This is a genomic window from Planctomyces sp. SH-PL62 (assembly GCF_001610895.1).
Lineage (GTDB): Bacteria > Planctomycetota > Planctomycetia > Isosphaerales > Isosphaeraceae > Paludisphaera.
The window spans coordinates 1,483,103-1,500,583 of record NZ_CP011273.1 but is presented as its reverse complement, the minus strand read 5'-3'; the positions used below and the strand labels follow the sequence as shown (position 1 = coordinate 1,500,583).

The following is a 17,481-nucleotide window of genomic DNA, read 5'->3' as shown; positions in this document are numbered from 1 at the left end:
CGCCCAGCCGCTCGTAATCCTGGGGGGGCTCACCGCAGGCCGGACGCCGAGGCGAGTATCCCGATCACCCCGCCGGCGACGACCAGCCAGGCCGAGTTGATCGGGGTCCGCAGCAGCACGGCCCCGCTCAAGAAGGCCAGGGCGATCGTCGTCGGGTCCACCAGGGCGGCCTCGCCAAGCCGCCAGGTGACGACGGCCATCAACGCCAGCGAGGCGGCGTTCACCCCGTCGAGGAACGCCCCGGCCGCCGGCGATCGGCGGATGCGGGGCACCAGCGGGCCGCTGATCGCCACGAACAGGAAAGCGGGCAGGAAGATCCCCAGCGTCGCCAGTCCCGCACCCGGCAGGCCGCCCAGGAGAAAGCCGACGAAGGTGGCGGTCGTGAAGACCGGACCCGGCGTGAACTGGCCCACGGCGACGGCGTCGAGCAACTGAGCCTCGGTCAGCCAGCCCCACCGGTCGACGAGGTCGGCGCGCAGGAAGGCCAGCAGGACATAGCCGCTGCCGAAGAGGACCGAGCCGACCTTGAGAAAGAACAGGAACAGCGGCAGCAGGCCGAACGGTGCCGTCGCCCCCGCCGCCGCGCCGAGCTGGACCAGGGCGAGTGGGGCGACGGCCATCCCCCCGGAATCAGCCACCCCCCTCCCCACCGAGGCGGATCGTCGGAGCGCGACGACGAGGAGGCCCGCACCGAGGAGGACGACCAGTTCATCCACGCCCAGGGCGTTGATGGTCACGCACAGGGCGGCGACGACCATCAGCGTCCTCGACTTCAGGGCGTTCCGCCCGAGCCGCCAGAGGGCCTGCACGACCACGGCGATGATCACCGGCTTGACGCCGTAGAGCAGGCCGGCGGCCTCGGGCCGGTGGCCGAACCGGACGTAGGCCCAGGCGAGGCCCAGGACGATCAGGGCCGCCGGGGCGATGAAGCAGGCCCCGGCCACCAGTAGCCCGGCCCAGCGCGCCCGGTGCCAGCCGACGTGGATGGCCATCTCGGTCGAGTTGGGCCCGGGGATCAGGTTCGTCGCCCCCAACAGGTCGAGGAACTCGGCCGGAGAGAGCCAGCCCCTGCGGCGGACGACCTCGTGCTCCATCAGGGCGATGTGGGCCGCCGGGCCGCCGAAGGAGGTCGCCCCCAGGCGGAGGAACACCAGGGCGATCTCGCCGAGCGAGGCCGCCTCCCCCGCAAGCTCCGGGGCCCTCCCGGCGTCCTGGCTCGCCCGCCCCTGTTCCATGAGCATCCCCCACGACCCGCCCACCTGACGATGAGGCCCAGCCTGACCGCAGGGGGCCTCGCCTAGTAGGATAGCGGCGTGGTGATGCGGGGCAAGGGACGCCCTGTCGGCGAGGGCGGTCCACCGCATCCAGGCGGACCAACCGAGCATTCGTCCGGCTGCCGCGGCGCTGGGTCGTGAAGCGAACCTTCGGCCCGAAGCGCAATCGCCGATCCCGATGCATCCTCCATCCAGGGGATGTCGCGCGGCGAGCCGGACGAGGGCAGTCCGATCCGACCGGAACGAGGGACGGGGGCGCGGCGAAATCCGCCGAACGAAGCCAATCCGGGAGGCCGAAATCTGGGCTTAAACGGTTTTTATTCTTAGGTTTACGTCGATCGGGTACGTTGCGCGGTCGGCGCGAACGAACCCAATCGCGACGGGGGCGGCCCGGGTGGCTCGCTCACTTCTTGTAGAGGTCGTCGACGTTGAAGTCGGGCGGGAGCTGGTTGATCTGGATCGAGTGCGTCCCCCCCTGGACGTAGCCTCGGCCCTCGTCGGCGATCTCGCTCCGGACGGTCTCGGGATCGTCGGGCTCGGCGGTCGGCGGGGGGGCTTGCGCCGGGGGGGCGGCGGGGGCGGGGTCGGCGGCAGCGACGGCTGGGTCTTCGAGAGCGACATGACGGGGCGCTGCGAGTCGAGCAGGTGGCCGCCGTCGAACCGCTCGCCGATGTAGTAGCGGCGGACGTCGGCGTTGTTGAGGATCTGCTCGCGGTCGCCGTAGGCGAAGACCCGGCCTTCGCGGATGACGTAGCAGCGGTCGGTGACTTCCAGGGTCTCGCGGAACTGGTGGTCGGTCAGCAGGATGCCGATGTTGAAGGTGTCGACCAGGTCACGGATCTGCTCCTGGATCTCGCCGACCGTCTTGGGGTCGATGCCCGCGAACGGCTCGTCGAGCATGATCAGCTTGGGGTCGGTGATCAGCGCCCGGGCGATCTCGGTGCGTCGGCGTTCGCCGCCGGAGACCATGTGGGCCTTGGTCTTGCGGATCTTGCCGAGCCCGAAGCGGTCGACCAGGTCGTCGAGTCGATCCTTGCGCTGCTTGCGCGTCATGTCGTGGCGGGTTTCGAGGATCGCCATCAGGTTCTGTTCGACGGTGAGCTGGCGGAAGACGCTGGAGTCCTGGGCCAGATAGCCCATGCCGGCGCGGGCGCGGAGGTACATCGGCAGCTTGGTGACGTCGCGGCCGTCGAAGACGACGGAGCCGCCGTCGGCGTCGATCAGGCCGATGGTCATGCGGAAGCTGGTGGTCTTGCCGGCGCCGTTGGGGCCCAGGAGGCCGACGACCTCGCCCTGTTCGACGTCGAACTCGACCCCGTTCACGACCTGGCGACGGCCGTACCACTTCTCCAGGGCGCGGACTTCCAGCAGGGCCATCGCTCGATCCTCCGTGATCGTGAAACGCGCAACGGGTCAGTTCGGGGGTGCGGGGCGTCGGATCGGATCAGCGGATCCACCGCATCCGCTCGAAGTAGGGGCGGAACGGGACGCGGAAGTCCCGGCTGAGCCGGAAGTCGGGACCGAACGGGACGCCGTGGGGCCAGTAGACGAAGAAGGCCTTGCCGGTCACCAGGCTCCGGGGGACTTCCCAGGACTGGCGGTCGACGGTGTCCCAGGCTCGATCGAACGAATCCCAGCCTCGGCTGTCCTTGCTCCGAGGGCTGTTGTCGCCCATCATCATGAACCGATCGTCGCCCAGCTCGTACTCCTCGCTGCGGACCCGCGCGAGGTTGGGGAACCGGGCGGGGTTGGAGAGGAAATCGAACAGCTCGGACGGCCGTCTCGGTTCCCGATCCTCCCAGACCGGGCCGTAATCGGTGTAGCCCGGCGTCTGGGTATAGTAGATATCCCGTTTCAGGACAAGGTCGCTCGCGGAAACGATCGCCCCTCGGGCGGAGACGGCGGCGGGCGAGAGGTCGGCCGCGGTGGGCTCCGGGACCGCGTCGCCGAGGTCGAACTCCACCCCTTCGCCGCCGATCGGTTCGCCGTCGACCAGCAGGGTGAGGCGGTCGTCGACGTTCCCGAACTCCAGCCGACGCTTGCCCGGGCCGACGACCGGGCCGTCGAACTCGGCCAGGATCTCCTCGCCCCGGAGGAACCTCGTCTTGCCGGTGGCGACGTCGATCTCGGCGAAGTGGCGGACGCCACCCTTCACCAGCTCCATGCGGATCTCGCCCCGATCGGACTGGACGTCCAGGTCGGCCGCGAGGGTCAGGTCGCCGACCCAGTGGGGCTGGAGCCAGGCGTTGCGGGTGTCCCCCCTCGACCCGTTGAGGTCGGAGTTCTCGGCCGGGAGGTTCGTGTTGTACGAGTAGAAGTCGGTGATCAGGGTGGGCCGGGGGCCTCGCGAGGGCGTCCGGTCGTTCAGGAGGGCCTCCCACTGCTCGGGCTCGGGGACGAGGTGCCGATAGCGGAGGTCGGCCCACTCCTCGGTCGCGGCGTCGCAGCGGTAGAAGCTCAGGCCCGGTTCGCCGACCTTCCAGCCGGCCGTCGGGGGCTCAGGGCCCCATCGTCGCCATTCGGACCGTTCTCGGAAGATCCGGGGCTGGCAGGTGTCGTCGTAGACCGGGATCTGCATCCCCTTCAGGTGCTCCAGGGGCTTGCGCTGGAGCCGGAAGTCGGAGGCCCCCGGGGGCCTGATGTAGAGATCCCCGTGGTGGATCCGGATGGTCTCGCCGGGGAGGCCGACGAGTCGCTTGATGTAGCTGACTTCGGGCTCCTCGGGATACCGGAACACGACCACGTCGTAGCGCTCCGGGGGGGAGGCCCCGGGGAGCGAGGGGAGGTCGTAGGGGAACATGGAGACCAGGATGCGGTCTCCCTTGTAGCTGGGGGCGTCGTCGAGCCGGGTGGCCTGATGGCGGCAGTTCACGCAGACGCCGGAATAGACCGGGCGGAGGGGCCCGCTCCCCTCGACCTCCTCGGAGGCGTTGACGGAGTAGAGGAACCCGCACTGGGGGCAGACGACCTCCTTGTGCCGCCCCATCAGGGTCGGCGCCATCGACCCGGTCGGGATGACGAACGCCTGGGCCTCGAACCCGCGGACGACCAGGGCGGCGACCGCCGCGACGACGAGGGCCTCCAGCGTCTCGCGGAGACCGTCGCCCGAACGGGCCGTGGCGGCCCCCCGGCTCCGGGGATCGGTCGCGGTCCCCGACGACTTCGAGGAAGGGGCCGGGGGGGGCGAGGCGGCGGTCCGTCCCATGATGATTGGGTCTCTAAACCGAGGAGGGCGGGTATCCGGGGCCGGAGCGGGTTCCGGGCGGGCCATTTAGTGAATGTAACGAATTCGCCTGGGATCGGGAATCCAGTAAAACGACCGCCCCATGACCTCCAGGGCCACGAGCTTGCCGGGGAGGTGGACCAGGAACGGCTTCCCCAGGAACAGGGAGCGAGGGACGACGGGCCCCTCGGCCCAGAACCGCGAGTCGTTGGAAATCGGGCTGTTGTCTCCCAGCACGAAGTATTCCCCCTCGCCGAGCCGGTAGGCGTCGAGCACCGCGTGCGGCCGGCGGTGCGCCGCCCCCAGGGAGCTGGTGTAGTGGACGTCGCGGAAGATCCGAACCTCGGGGACGTGGAGCGTCCCCCCTCGGACTCCCAGCGCGATGGGGGATTCGTCGTTTCCGGGGCCGTCGTCGGGGTCGTCGTAGTCGAGCGGCTCGAACAGGAGCGATCCGTCGACGGCGACCATCAGCCGGTCGTCGAAAAGCGAAGCTTCGAGGGTGTGGGTCGTCTCGGCGCCGCCGTCGGAGGCCAGCGGATTGCCCAGGATGAAGACCTTCCGTCGCGCGCCGTTGCGGACGACCTCGACGGGCTCCTCGGGGCGGGTCGGGATCCTGACCACGAAGCGGTCGCCGCCGGACCGAAGGCTGACCGCCAGCGATTCGACGCCCGGTCCGAGGGCCACGCGGGCCTCCAGGCCCACGTCCCTCACGGCGTTGTCCGATCGGGAGTCGCCGCCGTTGTAGCCGTAGAAGTCGCGGATCGGGGCGTAGCGGTCGAGCGCGGGATCCCAGTTGCGGTAGGTCAGCCAGTCCTCGGCATCCCCTTCCGGTTCGGTCGCCGCGCGGCGGAAGCCGTCGGGTCCCTGGGTCCAGCCGGTGGGCTCGGGCCGGGCCGTCGTCCCCCGGCGGAACGACCAGCGGGGATAGCGATCGGAATCGGCCGGGACGTAGCGGCTGTCGTGGACGAGGATCCGCATCGCGCGGACGTCCTGGAGGCTCTTGCGCGCGACCACCCCGTCGACCCAGACGTCCCCGCCGGCGATCCGGATCGACTCGCCGGGGAGGCCCACCACTCGCTTGACGTACGCCTGCGAGGGATCGCCGGGGAAGTGGAAGACCGCCACCTCCCAGCGTCCCGGGGCGCGGAAGTCGTAGAGGAACTTCTGGACGAGGACGCGGTCGCCGTTGCAGGCGACGACCGGCTGGGCGTCGGACCCGGCGCGGCCGCAGTTGGGGCAGACGGGGCGGGCCGGCGGGGCCTCCTCGTCCAGCCCGACGTCGAACGGGAACTGGCAGTTGGCGCAGGTCAGCTCGCGATGGTGGCCCAGGAGCGTCGGCGCCATCGACCCGGTCGGGACGACGTAGGCCTCGGCGGAGAAGGTGCGGAAGAGGAGCACGCCCAGGCAGAGCGCGACCAGGAGGTCCACGGTCTGCCGCGCCACCCCGGCCGTCGCGGCCTCTCCGACGTCGGCCGGCTCCTGGATCGAGGGCGTCGCGTCCATGGGTGATCGTCCCCTTTCGAGGTCGGGCGGCGGGCTCGCCCGATGCGAACCGCCGGGCGGGATGGGGCACGGCGCGGGGGCCGCGCCCCGTCGTCCTCAGTCGTCGCTGTCGTCGAGGACCGACAGGAACGCGTCCTGAGAGATTTCCACGTTCCCCACCTGCTTCATACGCTTCTTGCCTTCTTTTTGCTTTTCCAGGAGCTTCCGCTTCCGGGAAATGTCGCCGCCGTAGCACTTGGCGGTGACGTTCTTCCGCAGCGCCGAGATCGTCTCACGGGCGATGACCCGGCTGCCGATCGCGGCCTGGATCGCCACCTCGAACTGGTGGCGGTCGATCTCCGCCCGGAGCTTCTTCACGAGCTTCCGGCCGCGACGGTCGGCGTGGTCCCGGTGGACGACGATCGACAGGGCGTCGACCTTCACCCCGGCCACCAGGATGTCGAGCCGGCAGAGGTCGTCGGCGCGATACCCGAGAAGCTCGTAGTCCATCGTCCCGTAGCCGCGGGTGGCGCTCTTGAGCTTGTCGTAGAGGTCGTAGATCATCTCGGCCAGCGGCAGCTCATAGGTCAGGATGGCGCGCGTGGAGGAGAGGTACTCGGTCTTGATGTACGTCCCCCGGCGATCCTCGCAGAGCTGCATGATCGCGCCGATGTTCTCGGTCGGCAGGATGAAGTTGATCTTGGCGATGGGCTCGCGGAACTCCTCGATGTCGCCGGGGTCCGGGATCCGGGTCGGGTTGGAGATGTGGAGCGTCTCCCCCTTCTTCGTCAGGATCTCATAGGTCACGTTGGGGGCGGTCTGCACCAGCGCGAGGTTGCTCTCCCGCTCCAGCCGCTGCTGGACGATCTCCATGTGGAGCATGCCCAGGAACCCGCAGCGGAAGCCGAACCCCAGCGCGTCGGAGGTCTCGGGCTCGAACGTGAAGCTGCAATCGTTCAGGGCGAGCTTCTGGAGGGCCGTGCGGAGGTCGTCGAACTGGTTGTGCGAGGCCGGGAAGAGGCCGCAGAAGACGACCTGGACCGGCTCCTCGTAGCCCGGCAGGATCTCGGTCGCCGGGTTCGGGACCTGGGTGATCGTGTCGCCGATCCGGACGTCCGAGAGCTTCTTGATGTTGGCGACCACGTAGCCGACCTGGCCGACGCCCAGCTCGTCGCAGGCGACCTCGCGAGGGCGGAACCGGCCCAGGTTGGTCACCTCGAAGTCGGTCCCGCCGGCCATCAGGCGGATCTTCTGCCCCACCTTGAGCACGCCGTCGACCACCCGGACGTAGACCACGACGCCCTGGTAATCGTCGAACTTCGAGTCGAAGATCAGCGCTCGGAGCGGCTTGGCGGGGTCGCCGGCCGGGGGCGGGACGCGCTCGATGATGGCGCGGAACAGGTCGGGGACGCCCATCCCGGTCTTGCCGCTGACCGCGAGGACCTCGCTGGGGTCGATCCCCAGCGTGGTCATGATCTCCTCCTTGATCTCGTCCGGCCGGGCCGCCTGCATGTCGATCTTGTTGAGCGCCGGAACGATCGTCAAATCGCCCCCCACCGCGAGGTAGGCGTTGGCGACGGTCTGCGCCTGGACCCCCTGGGTGGCGTCGACGAGGAGGATCGCCCCCTCGCACGCGGCCAGGCTCCGAGAGACCTCGTAGTGGAAGTCGACGTGCCCCGGCGTGTCGATCAGGTTCAGCTCGTACGGCTGCCCGTCCAGGACGTAGTTGATCGCCACGGCCCGGGCCTTGATGGTGATCCCCCGCTCCCGCTCAAGGTCCATGTCGTCGAGCAATTGTTCGCGGAACTCGCGAATGGTGATCGCACCCGACTGGAGCAGGATCTGGTCGGCCAGGGTGCTCTTGCCGTGGTCGATGTGGGCGACGATCGAGAAATTGCGGATGTACTTGGGGTCGAAGGCCATGAATCAGGTCCGATGACGTGGATCGGTCGTCCCGAGCGCGACGTGCGTCGGTCCTCATCGTCCAGGCGGAGCGGGCGGGAAGGGCTTCACGGTGGCGGCATGCCTGCGCGAGATCGAGATCGTCGTCGACGGGGGGCGGCGACGGGCGACCGCTCGTCCGGCCGCGATTCGGGATCTCCGGGATCGGTCGCCTCGTCCGTCCCGTCCCGGCCCGGCCGATCCCGACGTCCCGGGTCCACGCCGGGATTGTTCCGGTAGAGGGTCCGCCCTCGAATGATTATATTGGGTTCACGGCGTCGCGAGAAGTCGGCTTATGCGGACTCCCAGGATCGTCGACCCGGCCTTCCCCCTCGCCGCCTCCTCCCCTCGCGGGTACGGACGGCGTCGGCGGGGCCATCCCCAATGCAGGTGCGGCCATGAAATGCGTCTCGGCCCTCTCCACGGCCCGGAGCGCCAGCACGGCGTTCCACCAGATCCTCGAGCGCCTGGAAGACGCCCCGGACGGGTCGCCGGCCGACCTGACCGTGATCTTCAGTTCGCGCCACCACGCGAGCGTGCTGGGCAAGCTCTCCCAGGCGTTCCTGGAGCAGGGCCGGACGCGTCACGTCCTGGGATGCACCGGGGAGGGGGTCGTCGGCGACGACCTGGAGGTGGAGAACAAGCCGGCGCTGGCCGTCTGGTCGCTGACCAGCCCCGGCGTCGAGATCCAGCCCGTGAGGTTCGACCCCGGCGGCGGCTCGCTCCGGCAATCGCTGGACTCGCTGGAGAAGCCCTCGGAATCGACCCTGATCCTGCTGGCGGACCCGTTCAGCTTCGGCGTCAACGACCTGCTCAAGCTGGCCAATGAGCATCACCCCGGCCTCCGGATCGTGGGGGGGATGGCCAGCGGCGGCAGCGAGCCGGGTGCGAATCGGCTGCTCCTCGACGGCGACGCCTTCACCGACGGCGCGGTCGCCATGCGGCTCTCCGGGCCGATCGCGATCCGGACCGTGGTCAGCCAGGGCTGCCGGCCGATCGGCCGGACGATGCTCGTGACCAAGGCCGAGCAGAACGTCATCCGCGAGCTGGGCCGACGCCCGGCGCTCGAATCGCTCCGCGAGGTCTTCCTCACGCTCCCCCCGGAGGACGTGGAGAAGGTCCAGGAAGGGCTGCACATCGGCCGGGTCATCAACGAGTACCAGGAGTCGTTCCACCGGGGCGACTTCCTGGTCCACAACGTCGTCGGTGCCGACGAATCGGGGTCGATCCAGATCAGCGACCTGATCCGGGTCGGCCAGACCGTCCAGTTCCACATCCGCGACGCCGAGACGGCCGACGAGGACCTTCGCGAAAGCCTGGCGCGCGTCCCTCACGGGGCGGACGGCTCGGCCGTCCCGGCGGGGGCCCTGCTCTTCACCTGCAACGGCCGGGGCTCCCGCCTGTTCGGGACCCCGAACCACGACGTCTCGGTAATCCGGGACGTCCTCGGGCCGATCCCGGTCGCCGGGTTCTTCGCGATGGGGGAACTGGGGCCGATCGGCGGCCAGAACTTCATCCACGGCTACACCGCCAGCGTCGCCGTCTTCGAGCGCACCGACGCCTGAGCCCCGCCGCCTCCCTTGCCGACCCCCGGCGATTCTGCCATGATCGACCGTCCGGGCGGGACGGGACGGGCCGCGTCGGCCCCGTCCCCGATCGCCTCGCACGAGCCCCGGGCCCCGGCCCGAGCGGGCGGGCGGCGAGGCTCCCCGGGGACGACGCTCCGCCCTCCGAGGCCCGCGGCGCCCCGGCCCGTACCAGGGAGACGCGCGCAATCGTCGCCGCGTCCGTCGGTCTACAACGAGAACGAGTCAGGAGAGAGTTTATGGCGAGCCCGAAAGCCGAGGCTCCGGCGGGTGGCGAGAAGATCACGATCAAGGACGGCAAGCTGACCGTCCCGGACTTCCCGATCATCCCCTTCATCGAAGGCGACGGCACCGGCCCCGACATCTGGCGCGCCAGCGTCCGCGTCTTCGACGCGGCGGTCCAGAAGGCGTACGGCGGCAAGAAGCAGATCAAGTGGATGGAGGTCTACGCCGGCGGCAAGGCCCACTCCCTCTTCAACAACTGGCTCCCCGACGAGACCGTCGACGCCTTCCGGGACTACCTCGTCGGCATCAAGGGGCCCCTCACCACCCCCATCGGCGGCGGCATCCGCTCGCTGAACGTGGCCCTCCGCCAGATGCTCGACCTCTACGTCTGCCTCCGCCCGGTGCGCTGGTTCAAGGGCGTCCCCTCGCCCGTGAAGCACCCCGAGAAGGTGGACATGGTCATCTTCCGGGAGAACACCGAGGACGTCTACGCCGGCATCGAGTTCGAAGCCGGGACCGAGGACGCGAAGAAGCTCATCAGCTTCATCAAGGACAACTTCCCCGCCGCCTACAAGAAGATCCGCTTCCCCGAGACCTCCGGCGTCGGCGTCAAGCCGATCTCCAGCGAGGGGAGCGAGCGGCTGATCCGCTCGGCCATCGAGTACGCCCTGGCCAACGGCCGCAAGAGCGTGACGCTCGTCCACAAGGGGAACATCATGAAGTTCACCGAGGGCGCGTTCCGCAACTACGGATACGCCCTCGCCGAGCGCGAGTTCGCCGACCAGACCTACACCTGGGACCGCTGGGAGCACACCAAGGCCGCCAAGGGCGAGGCCGCGGCCAACGCCGAGCAGAAGGCCGCCTTCGACTCCGGCAAGGTCCTGATCAAGGACGCCATCGCCGACATCACCCTCCAGCAGATCCTGACCCGCCCGACCGACTTCGAGGTCATCGCCACGATGAACCTCAACGGCGACTACCTGTCGGACGCCCTGGCCGCGCAGGTCGGCGGCATCGGCATCGCGCCGGGCGGCAACATCAACTACCTCACCGGCCACGCCGTCTTCGAGGCCACCCACGGCACGGCCCCCAAGTACGCCGACCTCGACCAGGTCAACCCCGGCTCGGTCATCCTCTCCGGCGAGATGATGTTCCGCTACATGGGCTGGACCGAGGCCGCCGACCTGATCATCAAGGGGATGGACGGCGCGATCGATCAGAAGACCGTCACCTATGACTTCGCCCGCCTGATGGACGGCGCCAAGCAGGTGAAGTGCAGCGAGTTCGCCACGGCGGTCATCTCCAAGATGTGAGCCGAACGGGCCGCGCCGGGGGGCGTCGAATCCGCCCCCCGGCCGTCCCTTCCCGGCGGCGAGACGAGAGCGACCATGCGCGTGACCCTCGTCACCGAGACCTTCCCTCCCCAGGTCAACGGCGTCTCGCGCACCCTCGGCGAACTGGTCCGCCGCCTCGGCGAGCGCGGCGACGCCGTGCAACTCGTCTATCCCGACTACGGCGACCGCCCCGACCGGCCCGACGCCTGCCGGGTCCGATCCATCAGCCTCCCCTTCTACAGGGAACTGCGACTCCCCCTCCCCCCGTTCGGACGGGTCCATCGCGCAATCGACGCCTTCGGACCGGACGTGATCCACGTCGCGACCGAGGCGTTCCTGGGCCACAGCGTCCTCCGCCACGCCGAACGTCGGACGATCCCGATCGTGTCCAGCTTCCACACCAACTTCGACCAGTACAGCGCCCACTACGGCGTCGGCTGGTCCCGCTCGCTGATCTGGCGCTACCTCCGCTGGTTCCACAACCGGACCCGCGCGACCTACGTCCCCTCGCGGACGACCATCGCCCAGCTCGAGCGCCGGGGCTTCGAGCGGCTCGCCCTGTGGCCCCGAGGCGTCGACGCCTCGTTCTTCCGCCCCGACCGCCCCGGCCGACTCGCCGTGCGCGAGGGCCTCGGATGGAAGCCCGACGACGTCGTCCTGACCTACGTCAGTCGGATCGCCCCGGAGAAGAACGTCGACTATCTGGCCGACGCCCTGGCGATCGTCGCGGCCCGACGCCCCGGAGTCCGCATCCTGTTCGTCGGCGACGGCCCCTCGCGCGAGGACCTGGAGGCGCGGATGGGCGACGCGGCGAGGTTCGTGGGCTATCGCGTGGGGGACGACCTGGCCGACCACTACGCCGCCGGCGACGTGTTCGCGTTCACGAGCACGACCGAGACCTTCGGCAACGTGGTCCTCGAAGCGATGGCGTCCGGCCTCCCCGTCGTCGCGCTCCGCGCGGGGGGCGTGGGCGAGATCGTCCGCGACGGCGAGACCGGACGGCTCGTCGCCCCCGACGCTCCCCCCGACGACTTCGCCGTCGCCCTGCTCCAGCTCGTTGATCAGGCCGAGACGCGCCGCCGCCTCGCGAAAGCGGCGCGGGCGTACGCGGAGTCGCAGACCTGGAACGCGATCATGGACGACCTCCGCGAGCGTTACGTCGGCGTCATCGCGCAGGCCCGGGGCCCTGGAAGTTCTCGAACGCCGCGTAGCGGTCCTTAGCCACCCAGAGGCCCAGGCCGTTGCCGCTGGGGACCAGTCGCGACGGCAGGTAGTTTTCGAGCAGGAACGCCCGGAGCCTGGGGAACGGCGGATACCCGGCGAAGATCAGGGCCGGGGGCTTCGCCTTGAGGTCGGCCAGGATCTCTTCCACGCGAGGCGTGATCAGCGGGTGCGGCCGATCCGCGTAGTCGCGCAGGAGGTTGTCCGTGAACATGTGCCGACTGGCGTGGTCGAGCCGGCCGTAGAAGAACAAGGGGCTCTGCCATCCCCAGACGAAGAGCGTCGGGTCCTGGAAGACCGACTTGCGAAGCCGCAACTCCTCGCCCAGCTCGCGGAGCACCACCCACTGCCCGCCCCCCTTGTAGCGGGTCGTCAGCTCTTGCGGCGGGCAGAGCAGGTAGTCGCGGACCTGGAGGGTCAGGGTCCCGAACGTGGCGAGGACGACGACGGTCGCGCCCGCGAGGTCCGAGGGCCGGATTTTCCGCCGCACCCCCGCCAGGCAATCCGCGCCGGTGATCGCCAGGGCGAGGGCCAGGCCGGGGGTCGCGAGCAGGTAGTAATGCGGCCAGTACATGCCGGGGAGGACGACCTCGGCCATCGTCGCGGCCGTCCAGGCCGCCAGCAGCCGACGGGTCGCGCTCGTGGTCGGGGCGAACGCGACGTGCGCCAGGCAAGGCGCCAGCGCAAGCCAGGCGGGCCAGCTCCCGCGAGCCCACCACACGAGGTAGTCGGTTTTCCCGAACGGCCAGGGAAGCTCCCCCTTGGGGTCGGCGTTCCCGGTCAGCCAGCGGACCCATCCCGACGGCGCGCCCGGCTCCGGCGGCAGGTCGGTCGCCATCGCCCGGCCGAACCGGACGATGTCGTCATAGGCCGAGACCCCCGCCCCTTGCGCGAACAATATCGCCGCCGCCGCCGCGAGCGCCAGGCCCAGCCCAAGCCCCATCGCGGCGATCGACCTGAACCGCGACGCCCCCGGCGAGGGCCGAAACGCCAGCGCCGCGAGGTAGACGCCGAACGGCAGCACCGCCACCTGCTTGACCAGCGTCGCCCCTCCCAGCGCCGCGCCCGCCGCCGCGATCGGCCAGAGCTTCCCGCGCTCCCAGCCCAGGATCATCAGCCCGAGCGAGGCGACCGCGAAGAAATTCATCAGATGTTCGAGGTTCGACCCGTTCCCGAACAGGTAGGGGTCGGTGCTCAGGATCGCGAACAGGAACGCGGCAAGGCCCCCGGCGAGCGGCCCGGAGAGCCGGACGCCGATCCACCAGACGATCGCGATCGTCGCCAGGATGTAGGGGATCGGGAACAGGCGGATCGCCGTCTCGTTGTAGCCGAACAGCGCGATGGGCGTGGCGTAGAGCCAGTAGCCCAGCGGCGGCTTGTTCTCGGTCAGGTCGCGATAGAGCACGTCCCCCGCCAGGATGCGCCGGCCCATGTGCGCGTAGATCGCCTCGTCGCAGTCCAGCGGCTCCGAGGGCCCGACCGCCGCGGGCCAGAGCCGCAGCCCGGTCGCCTCGGCGATCGTCGGGCCGAACGTGTGCGCGCGATACCAGGCGTCGAAGGCGAGGATCGCGAGCAGGATGAGGATCGACTTGCGCATCGCGCGGAGGTTCCTAACGGACGCGGAACAGGCGGACGGGGTACAGCGAGCCTCGCGACGACCGGAACAGCTCCTTCGCCTGGGTCAGCCCCAGCGTCGTCCGCACCTGGTCGAGGTACGGTCCCCAGGTCTCCGGGTCGACGTGTTCGGGAGGCTCGAACGATCCCCAGAGGATGTGCGTGACGCCGTACTGGCGCGCGACCTCCTCGATCCTCGCCGCGCTGTAATTCCGGGGCATGAGGACCGTGGGACGGTCGGACGCGATCCGCATCTCCCAGGGGAACCACGTCATGACGCGGGCGTCGCGCGGGACGGACTCGGGATGCTCCCGGATCCAGTCGCCGGCTTCCCGGAGCGCGGGCCAGTGGAGCTGGTAGGGCCTGGTAAACCACGAGGCGTCGTAGGCCCAGGTCGGATCGGCCCAGAGGAGGGCGACGTACGTCGCGCCCATCCAGGTGACCGCGCGGCGGTTGATGCTCCATCGGTCGACTGAGCGGACGAGGCCGGCGGCGGCCGTCGGGATCATCACGAGGTAGACCGGCAGGTAGTAGCGGCCGAGCTGCGCGACCTGGGTCACGTCGGCGATGCTCTTGACGGTCGCCGCGACGAACACCGCGAAGATCGTCAGCGAGAGTACGTCCACGTCCCGTCCCGGCTCGCCCGCCCTCGAACGTCGGATTCGGTAGACGTACGCGGCGGCGAACGGCAGGCCCACGATCATCGTCGAGTAGACGCCGATGATGAGGAGCGCCTTGATCTTCACCCGCACGATCTCGGGGGCGTTGGCCCAGGTGTAGAACTGCGAGGGCCGCGTGTTCCCCTGCTCGTAGTGGTGCACCGTCCACGAGAAGTTGTACTCGAACAGGTTCGTGTACGAGTAGAACGGCCGGCCGTACTCGTTCAGCGTGGCGAGGGCCCAGGGGGCGATCACCAGCGCGACGAGCCCCACCCAGAGGAGGATCAGCAGCGGCCGGCGACGGAGCCTCAACAGGGCGTTGAGCCCTGAGGCCGCCGCGAGCGCCAGTCCGGTGTTCCGGGCGAGGATCGCCAGCCCGCCGCAGAGGCCCGCGGCGAAGGTCCACGCCAGGGCCGTACGCCCTTGCGCCGCGTTCCAGGCCTCGACGATCGTCCAGACCGCCAGGATCGCCGTGAGCGCGACGAGGCTCTCCCGGAGCACGAACCCCGCGTAGATCGCGTGCACCGGCAGGACGGCGAGGACCGCGATCGAGGTGAGGGCGACTCTCGCCCCGTATCGGCGCCGGGACAGCCCGTAGAGCGCCGGGAACGCCAGCAGGTTGATGACGAAGCTCGTCGCCTTGCCGACCGCGATGGTCGCGTCGAGCGACTCCCCCGGCGTCACCCCCACCAGGCGATAGACGGCCGCGCGGACGTAGGCGTCGAGCGGCGTCGACCAGTCGTCGAGCACCCCTTGATTGGCCCGGATGCGGGGGTAATCGTTGAAGAAGCTTTCGACGTAGTGCTTGACCGGCCCTTCGCCGCGGTGGACCGAGGTCGCCACTTCCAGGTAGTGGCTGCTGTCGCCCGGTACCAGCGGCACGTTCCCGCCGCAGATCCAGGCCCCGGCGCGGATCGTATAGCCGACGAGGAAGATCGCCAGCGCCAGTCTCGCCTCGCGGCTCAACCGGGGCGAGGCGATCAGCCAGAAGGCCGCCAGCGTCGCCCCGATCCCCAGGTGATAGCGCACCAGCACGAGCTGCGAGGGGCGCCGCACGCGCGCCAGCATGGGGACTTCATAGAACTGGTGCGCGACGAAGTCGAACGCCGGAGTGATCCAGCCGAACGACCAGTCGGCCCAGGCCGCGATCAGGATCGAGGCCAGGAGGCCGCATCCCGCGGCGACTCGTCGCGTGTTGGAACCGTCCATCAGGGCTTGATCGCCTTGAGCATGGCCTCGCGACGGGCCTTGAACTCGCTGTCGGCCTTCCATTCAGGCCAGCGGTCGCCGTCGCCGACGCGGACGCCGACTTCCAGAATCAGCCGCGCGTCCTCGACCGCCCCGGAGAGGTCCCAGTCCGGTTTGATCTGGTCGCTGGGCTTGTGGTAGTCGTTCTGGGTGTATTCGTCCTGCTTCTGCTTGCCGTACCCGGGAGGCTTGCCGATGAAGTCGCGGCCCCCGCCGGGGGAGAGCGCGGGAACCCCCTGCTTGGCGAACTCGAAGTGGTCGGAGCGGTAGTACGACCCCTTCTCCGGCTCGGCGTCGGGCATCACCGTACGATCCTTCGCCTTGGCGGTCTCGGTCATCAGGTCATCCAGGTCGGACTGACCCATGCCGATGCTGACGAGATCCTTCGTGGGGCCCCAGGCGTTGACCACGTCGATGTTGATGTTCGCCAGCGTCTTCTCGAGCGGGTAGAGCGGGTGGCTCGCGTAATACTTGGAGCCGAGCAGGCCCTTCTCCTCGGCCGTGACGAACAGGAAGAGGGCCGACCGCCGGGTCGGCGGGGCGAGCTTCGTGTACCCTCGGGCGATCTCCAGCACGGTCGCCACGCCCGAGGCGTTGTCGATCGCGCCGTTGTAGATCTGGTCCCCCTCGGCCTTGGCGTCACGCCCCAGGTGATCCCAGTGGGCGGTGTAGACGACGTACTCGTCGTTGACGGTCGGGTCGGCCCCTTCCACCTTGGCGACGAGGTTCCGCGACTGCACCTTGCGAAGCTCGGTCTTGATGGAGAACTCGGCCTTGGCGTCGAGCGGGACCGGCTGGAACGACCGGTCGAGGGCGGCCTTCTTGAGCGCGGCGAGGTCCTGCCCGCAGGCCTTCATCAGCTTGCCGGCGGTGTCGACGTCGATCCAGCCTTCCACGGCCGGGCGGGGCGACGCGCCCTCCCTGGCGGGCTCGTCGATCCCGAAGTTCTCGCGACTCCAGCTCCCCTGGACGACGGCGAAAGGATAGCCCGCGGGGCCTTCCTCGTGGATCAGGATGGCGGCGGCGGCGCCCTTCTCGGCGGCGATCTCGTACTTGTACGTCCAGCGCCCGTAGTACGTCATCGCCTTCCCCTTGAACATCGCCGGGTCGAGTTCGGCGGGGTTCGCGGGGTCGGGGACGGCCGGGTCGTTCACCAGCATGATCAGGGTCTTGCCCCGGACGTCGACCCCCTTGAAGTCGTCCCAGCCGTACTCCGGCGCGACGACGCCGTAGCCGACGAAGACGGCGTCCGAGTTCTCCACCTTGACCTCGGGGGCGAGCCGTCGCGAGACCGCGACGAACGTCCTGGGGAACTCCAGCGTCAGGTCTCCGCTCGGCGCGTGGAACGCGCCCAGGACCTCGGTCGCCTGGAAGCCGACGAGCGGCACCGCCTGTTCATACGAGCCGTCGGGATTCCCCGGCTCCAGGCCCATCGCCTTGAACTGGTCGATCAGATAGGCGGCGGTCTTCTCTTCCCCAGCGGTCCCCGGCCCCCGGCCCTCGAATTCGTCCGAGGCCAGCACTCGGATCCGCTCCAGGATCGCGTCCGGCTGGATCGCCTCCAGCGCGGGCTTGAGCCGATCGTCGGCCGCGCCGGCGACCGAGATCGAAAACGCGAACGCCGCAGCCGCGAGCGATCCCCCGAAGTGATATCTCATCGACTCCCCTCCCCCA

The 17,481-nt window shown here is 69.6% G+C and carries 10 protein-coding genes and 1 pseudogene; 3 read left to right on the top strand and 8 right to left on the bottom strand.

Annotated features, from left to right (window positions below):
* Nucleotides 1-29 precede the first annotated feature (29 nt).
* The 5 genes and pseudogenes from chrA to lepA all read right to left on the bottom strand — a co-directional run bounded on the left by chrA (nt 30) and on the right by lepA (nt 7,902).
* A complete protein-coding gene (chrA, locus tag VT85_RS05850) occupies nt 30-1,235 on the bottom strand; it encodes a chromate efflux transporter (RefSeq protein WP_068411896.1) in 1,206 nt (401 codons plus the stop codon).
* Nucleotides 1,236-1,931: 696 nt separating this feature from the next.
* Nucleotides 1,932-2,651: pseudogene (gene lptB, locus VT85_RS05845) on the bottom strand (LPS export ABC transporter ATP-binding protein); the annotation flags it as partial.
* A gap of 67 nt (nt 2,652-2,718) precedes the next feature.
* Nucleotides 2,719-4,479 (bottom strand): signal peptidase I, encoded by a 1,761-nt coding sequence (gene lepB, locus VT85_RS05840; RefSeq protein WP_068411893.1) that lies wholly within the window; start codon nt 4,477-4,479, stop codon nt 2,719-2,721.
* Between the two features lie 66 nt (nt 4,480-4,545).
* On the bottom strand, nt 4,546-6,000 hold the full coding sequence (gene lepB / locus VT85_RS05835; protein WP_068411890.1) for a signal peptidase I: 1,455 nt from the start codon (nt 5,998-6,000) through the stop codon (nt 4,546-4,548).
* Nucleotides 6,001-6,096: 96 nt separating this feature from the next.
* Nucleotides 6,097-7,902 (bottom strand): translation elongation factor 4, encoded by a 1,806-nt coding sequence (gene lepA, locus VT85_RS05830; RefSeq protein ID WP_068411887.1) that lies wholly within the window; start codon nt 7,900-7,902, stop codon nt 6,097-6,099.
* 416 nt (nt 7,903-8,318) lie between these two features.
* Here lepA and VT85_RS05825 point away from each other — a divergent pair, with 416 nt between their 5' ends.
* The 3 genes from VT85_RS05825 (at nt 8,319) to VT85_RS05815 (ending at nt 12,286) form a co-directional block, all read left to right on the top strand.
* On the top strand, nt 8,319-9,485 hold the full coding sequence (locus tag VT85_RS05825) for an FIST N-terminal domain-containing protein (RefSeq protein WP_068411883.1): 1,167 nt from the start codon (nt 8,319-8,321) through the stop codon (nt 9,483-9,485).
* 260 nt (nt 9,486-9,745) lie between these two features.
* Nucleotides 9,746-11,044 carry an NADP-dependent isocitrate dehydrogenase gene (gene icd / locus VT85_RS05820; RefSeq protein WP_068411880.1) on the top strand — a complete coding sequence of 433 codons (1,299 nt, stop codon included), beginning with the start codon at nt 9,746-9,748 and terminating at the stop codon, nt 11,042-11,044.
* A gap of 75 nt (nt 11,045-11,119) precedes the next feature.
* Nucleotides 11,120-12,286: a glycosyltransferase family 4 protein gene (locus VT85_RS05815; RefSeq protein ID WP_068411877.1), complete on the top strand. Its 1,167-nt coding sequence runs from the start codon at nt 11,120-11,122 to the stop codon at nt 12,284-12,286.
* Here the strand turns inward: VT85_RS05815 and VT85_RS05810 are convergent.
* Genes VT85_RS05810 through VT85_RS05800 form a run of 3 tightly spaced genes read right to left on the bottom strand, consistent with a single transcriptional unit; the run spans nt 12,231 to nt 17,465 of the window.
* On the bottom strand, nt 12,231-13,883 hold the full coding sequence (locus VT85_RS05810) for an ArnT family glycosyltransferase (protein WP_068411874.1): 1,653 nt from the start codon (nt 13,881-13,883) through the stop codon (nt 12,231-12,233). The two genes, VT85_RS05815 and VT85_RS05810, sit on opposite strands and share 56 nt — an antisense overlap.
* Nucleotides 13,884-13,896: 13 nt before the next feature.
* Complete coding sequence (locus VT85_RS05805; RefSeq protein WP_068411871.1) at nt 13,897-15,768, bottom strand: glycosyltransferase family 39 protein; 1,872 nt, start codon at nt 15,766-15,768, stop codon at nt 13,897-13,899.
* Nucleotides 15,768-17,465 carry a M28 family metallopeptidase gene (locus tag VT85_RS05800; protein WP_068411867.1) on the bottom strand — a complete coding sequence of 566 codons (1,698 nt, stop codon included), beginning with the start codon at nt 17,463-17,465 and terminating at the stop codon, nt 15,768-15,770. The genes VT85_RS05805 and VT85_RS05800 overlap by 1 nt, the downstream gene beginning before the upstream one ends.
* Nucleotides 17,466-17,481: the final 16 nt, after the last annotated feature.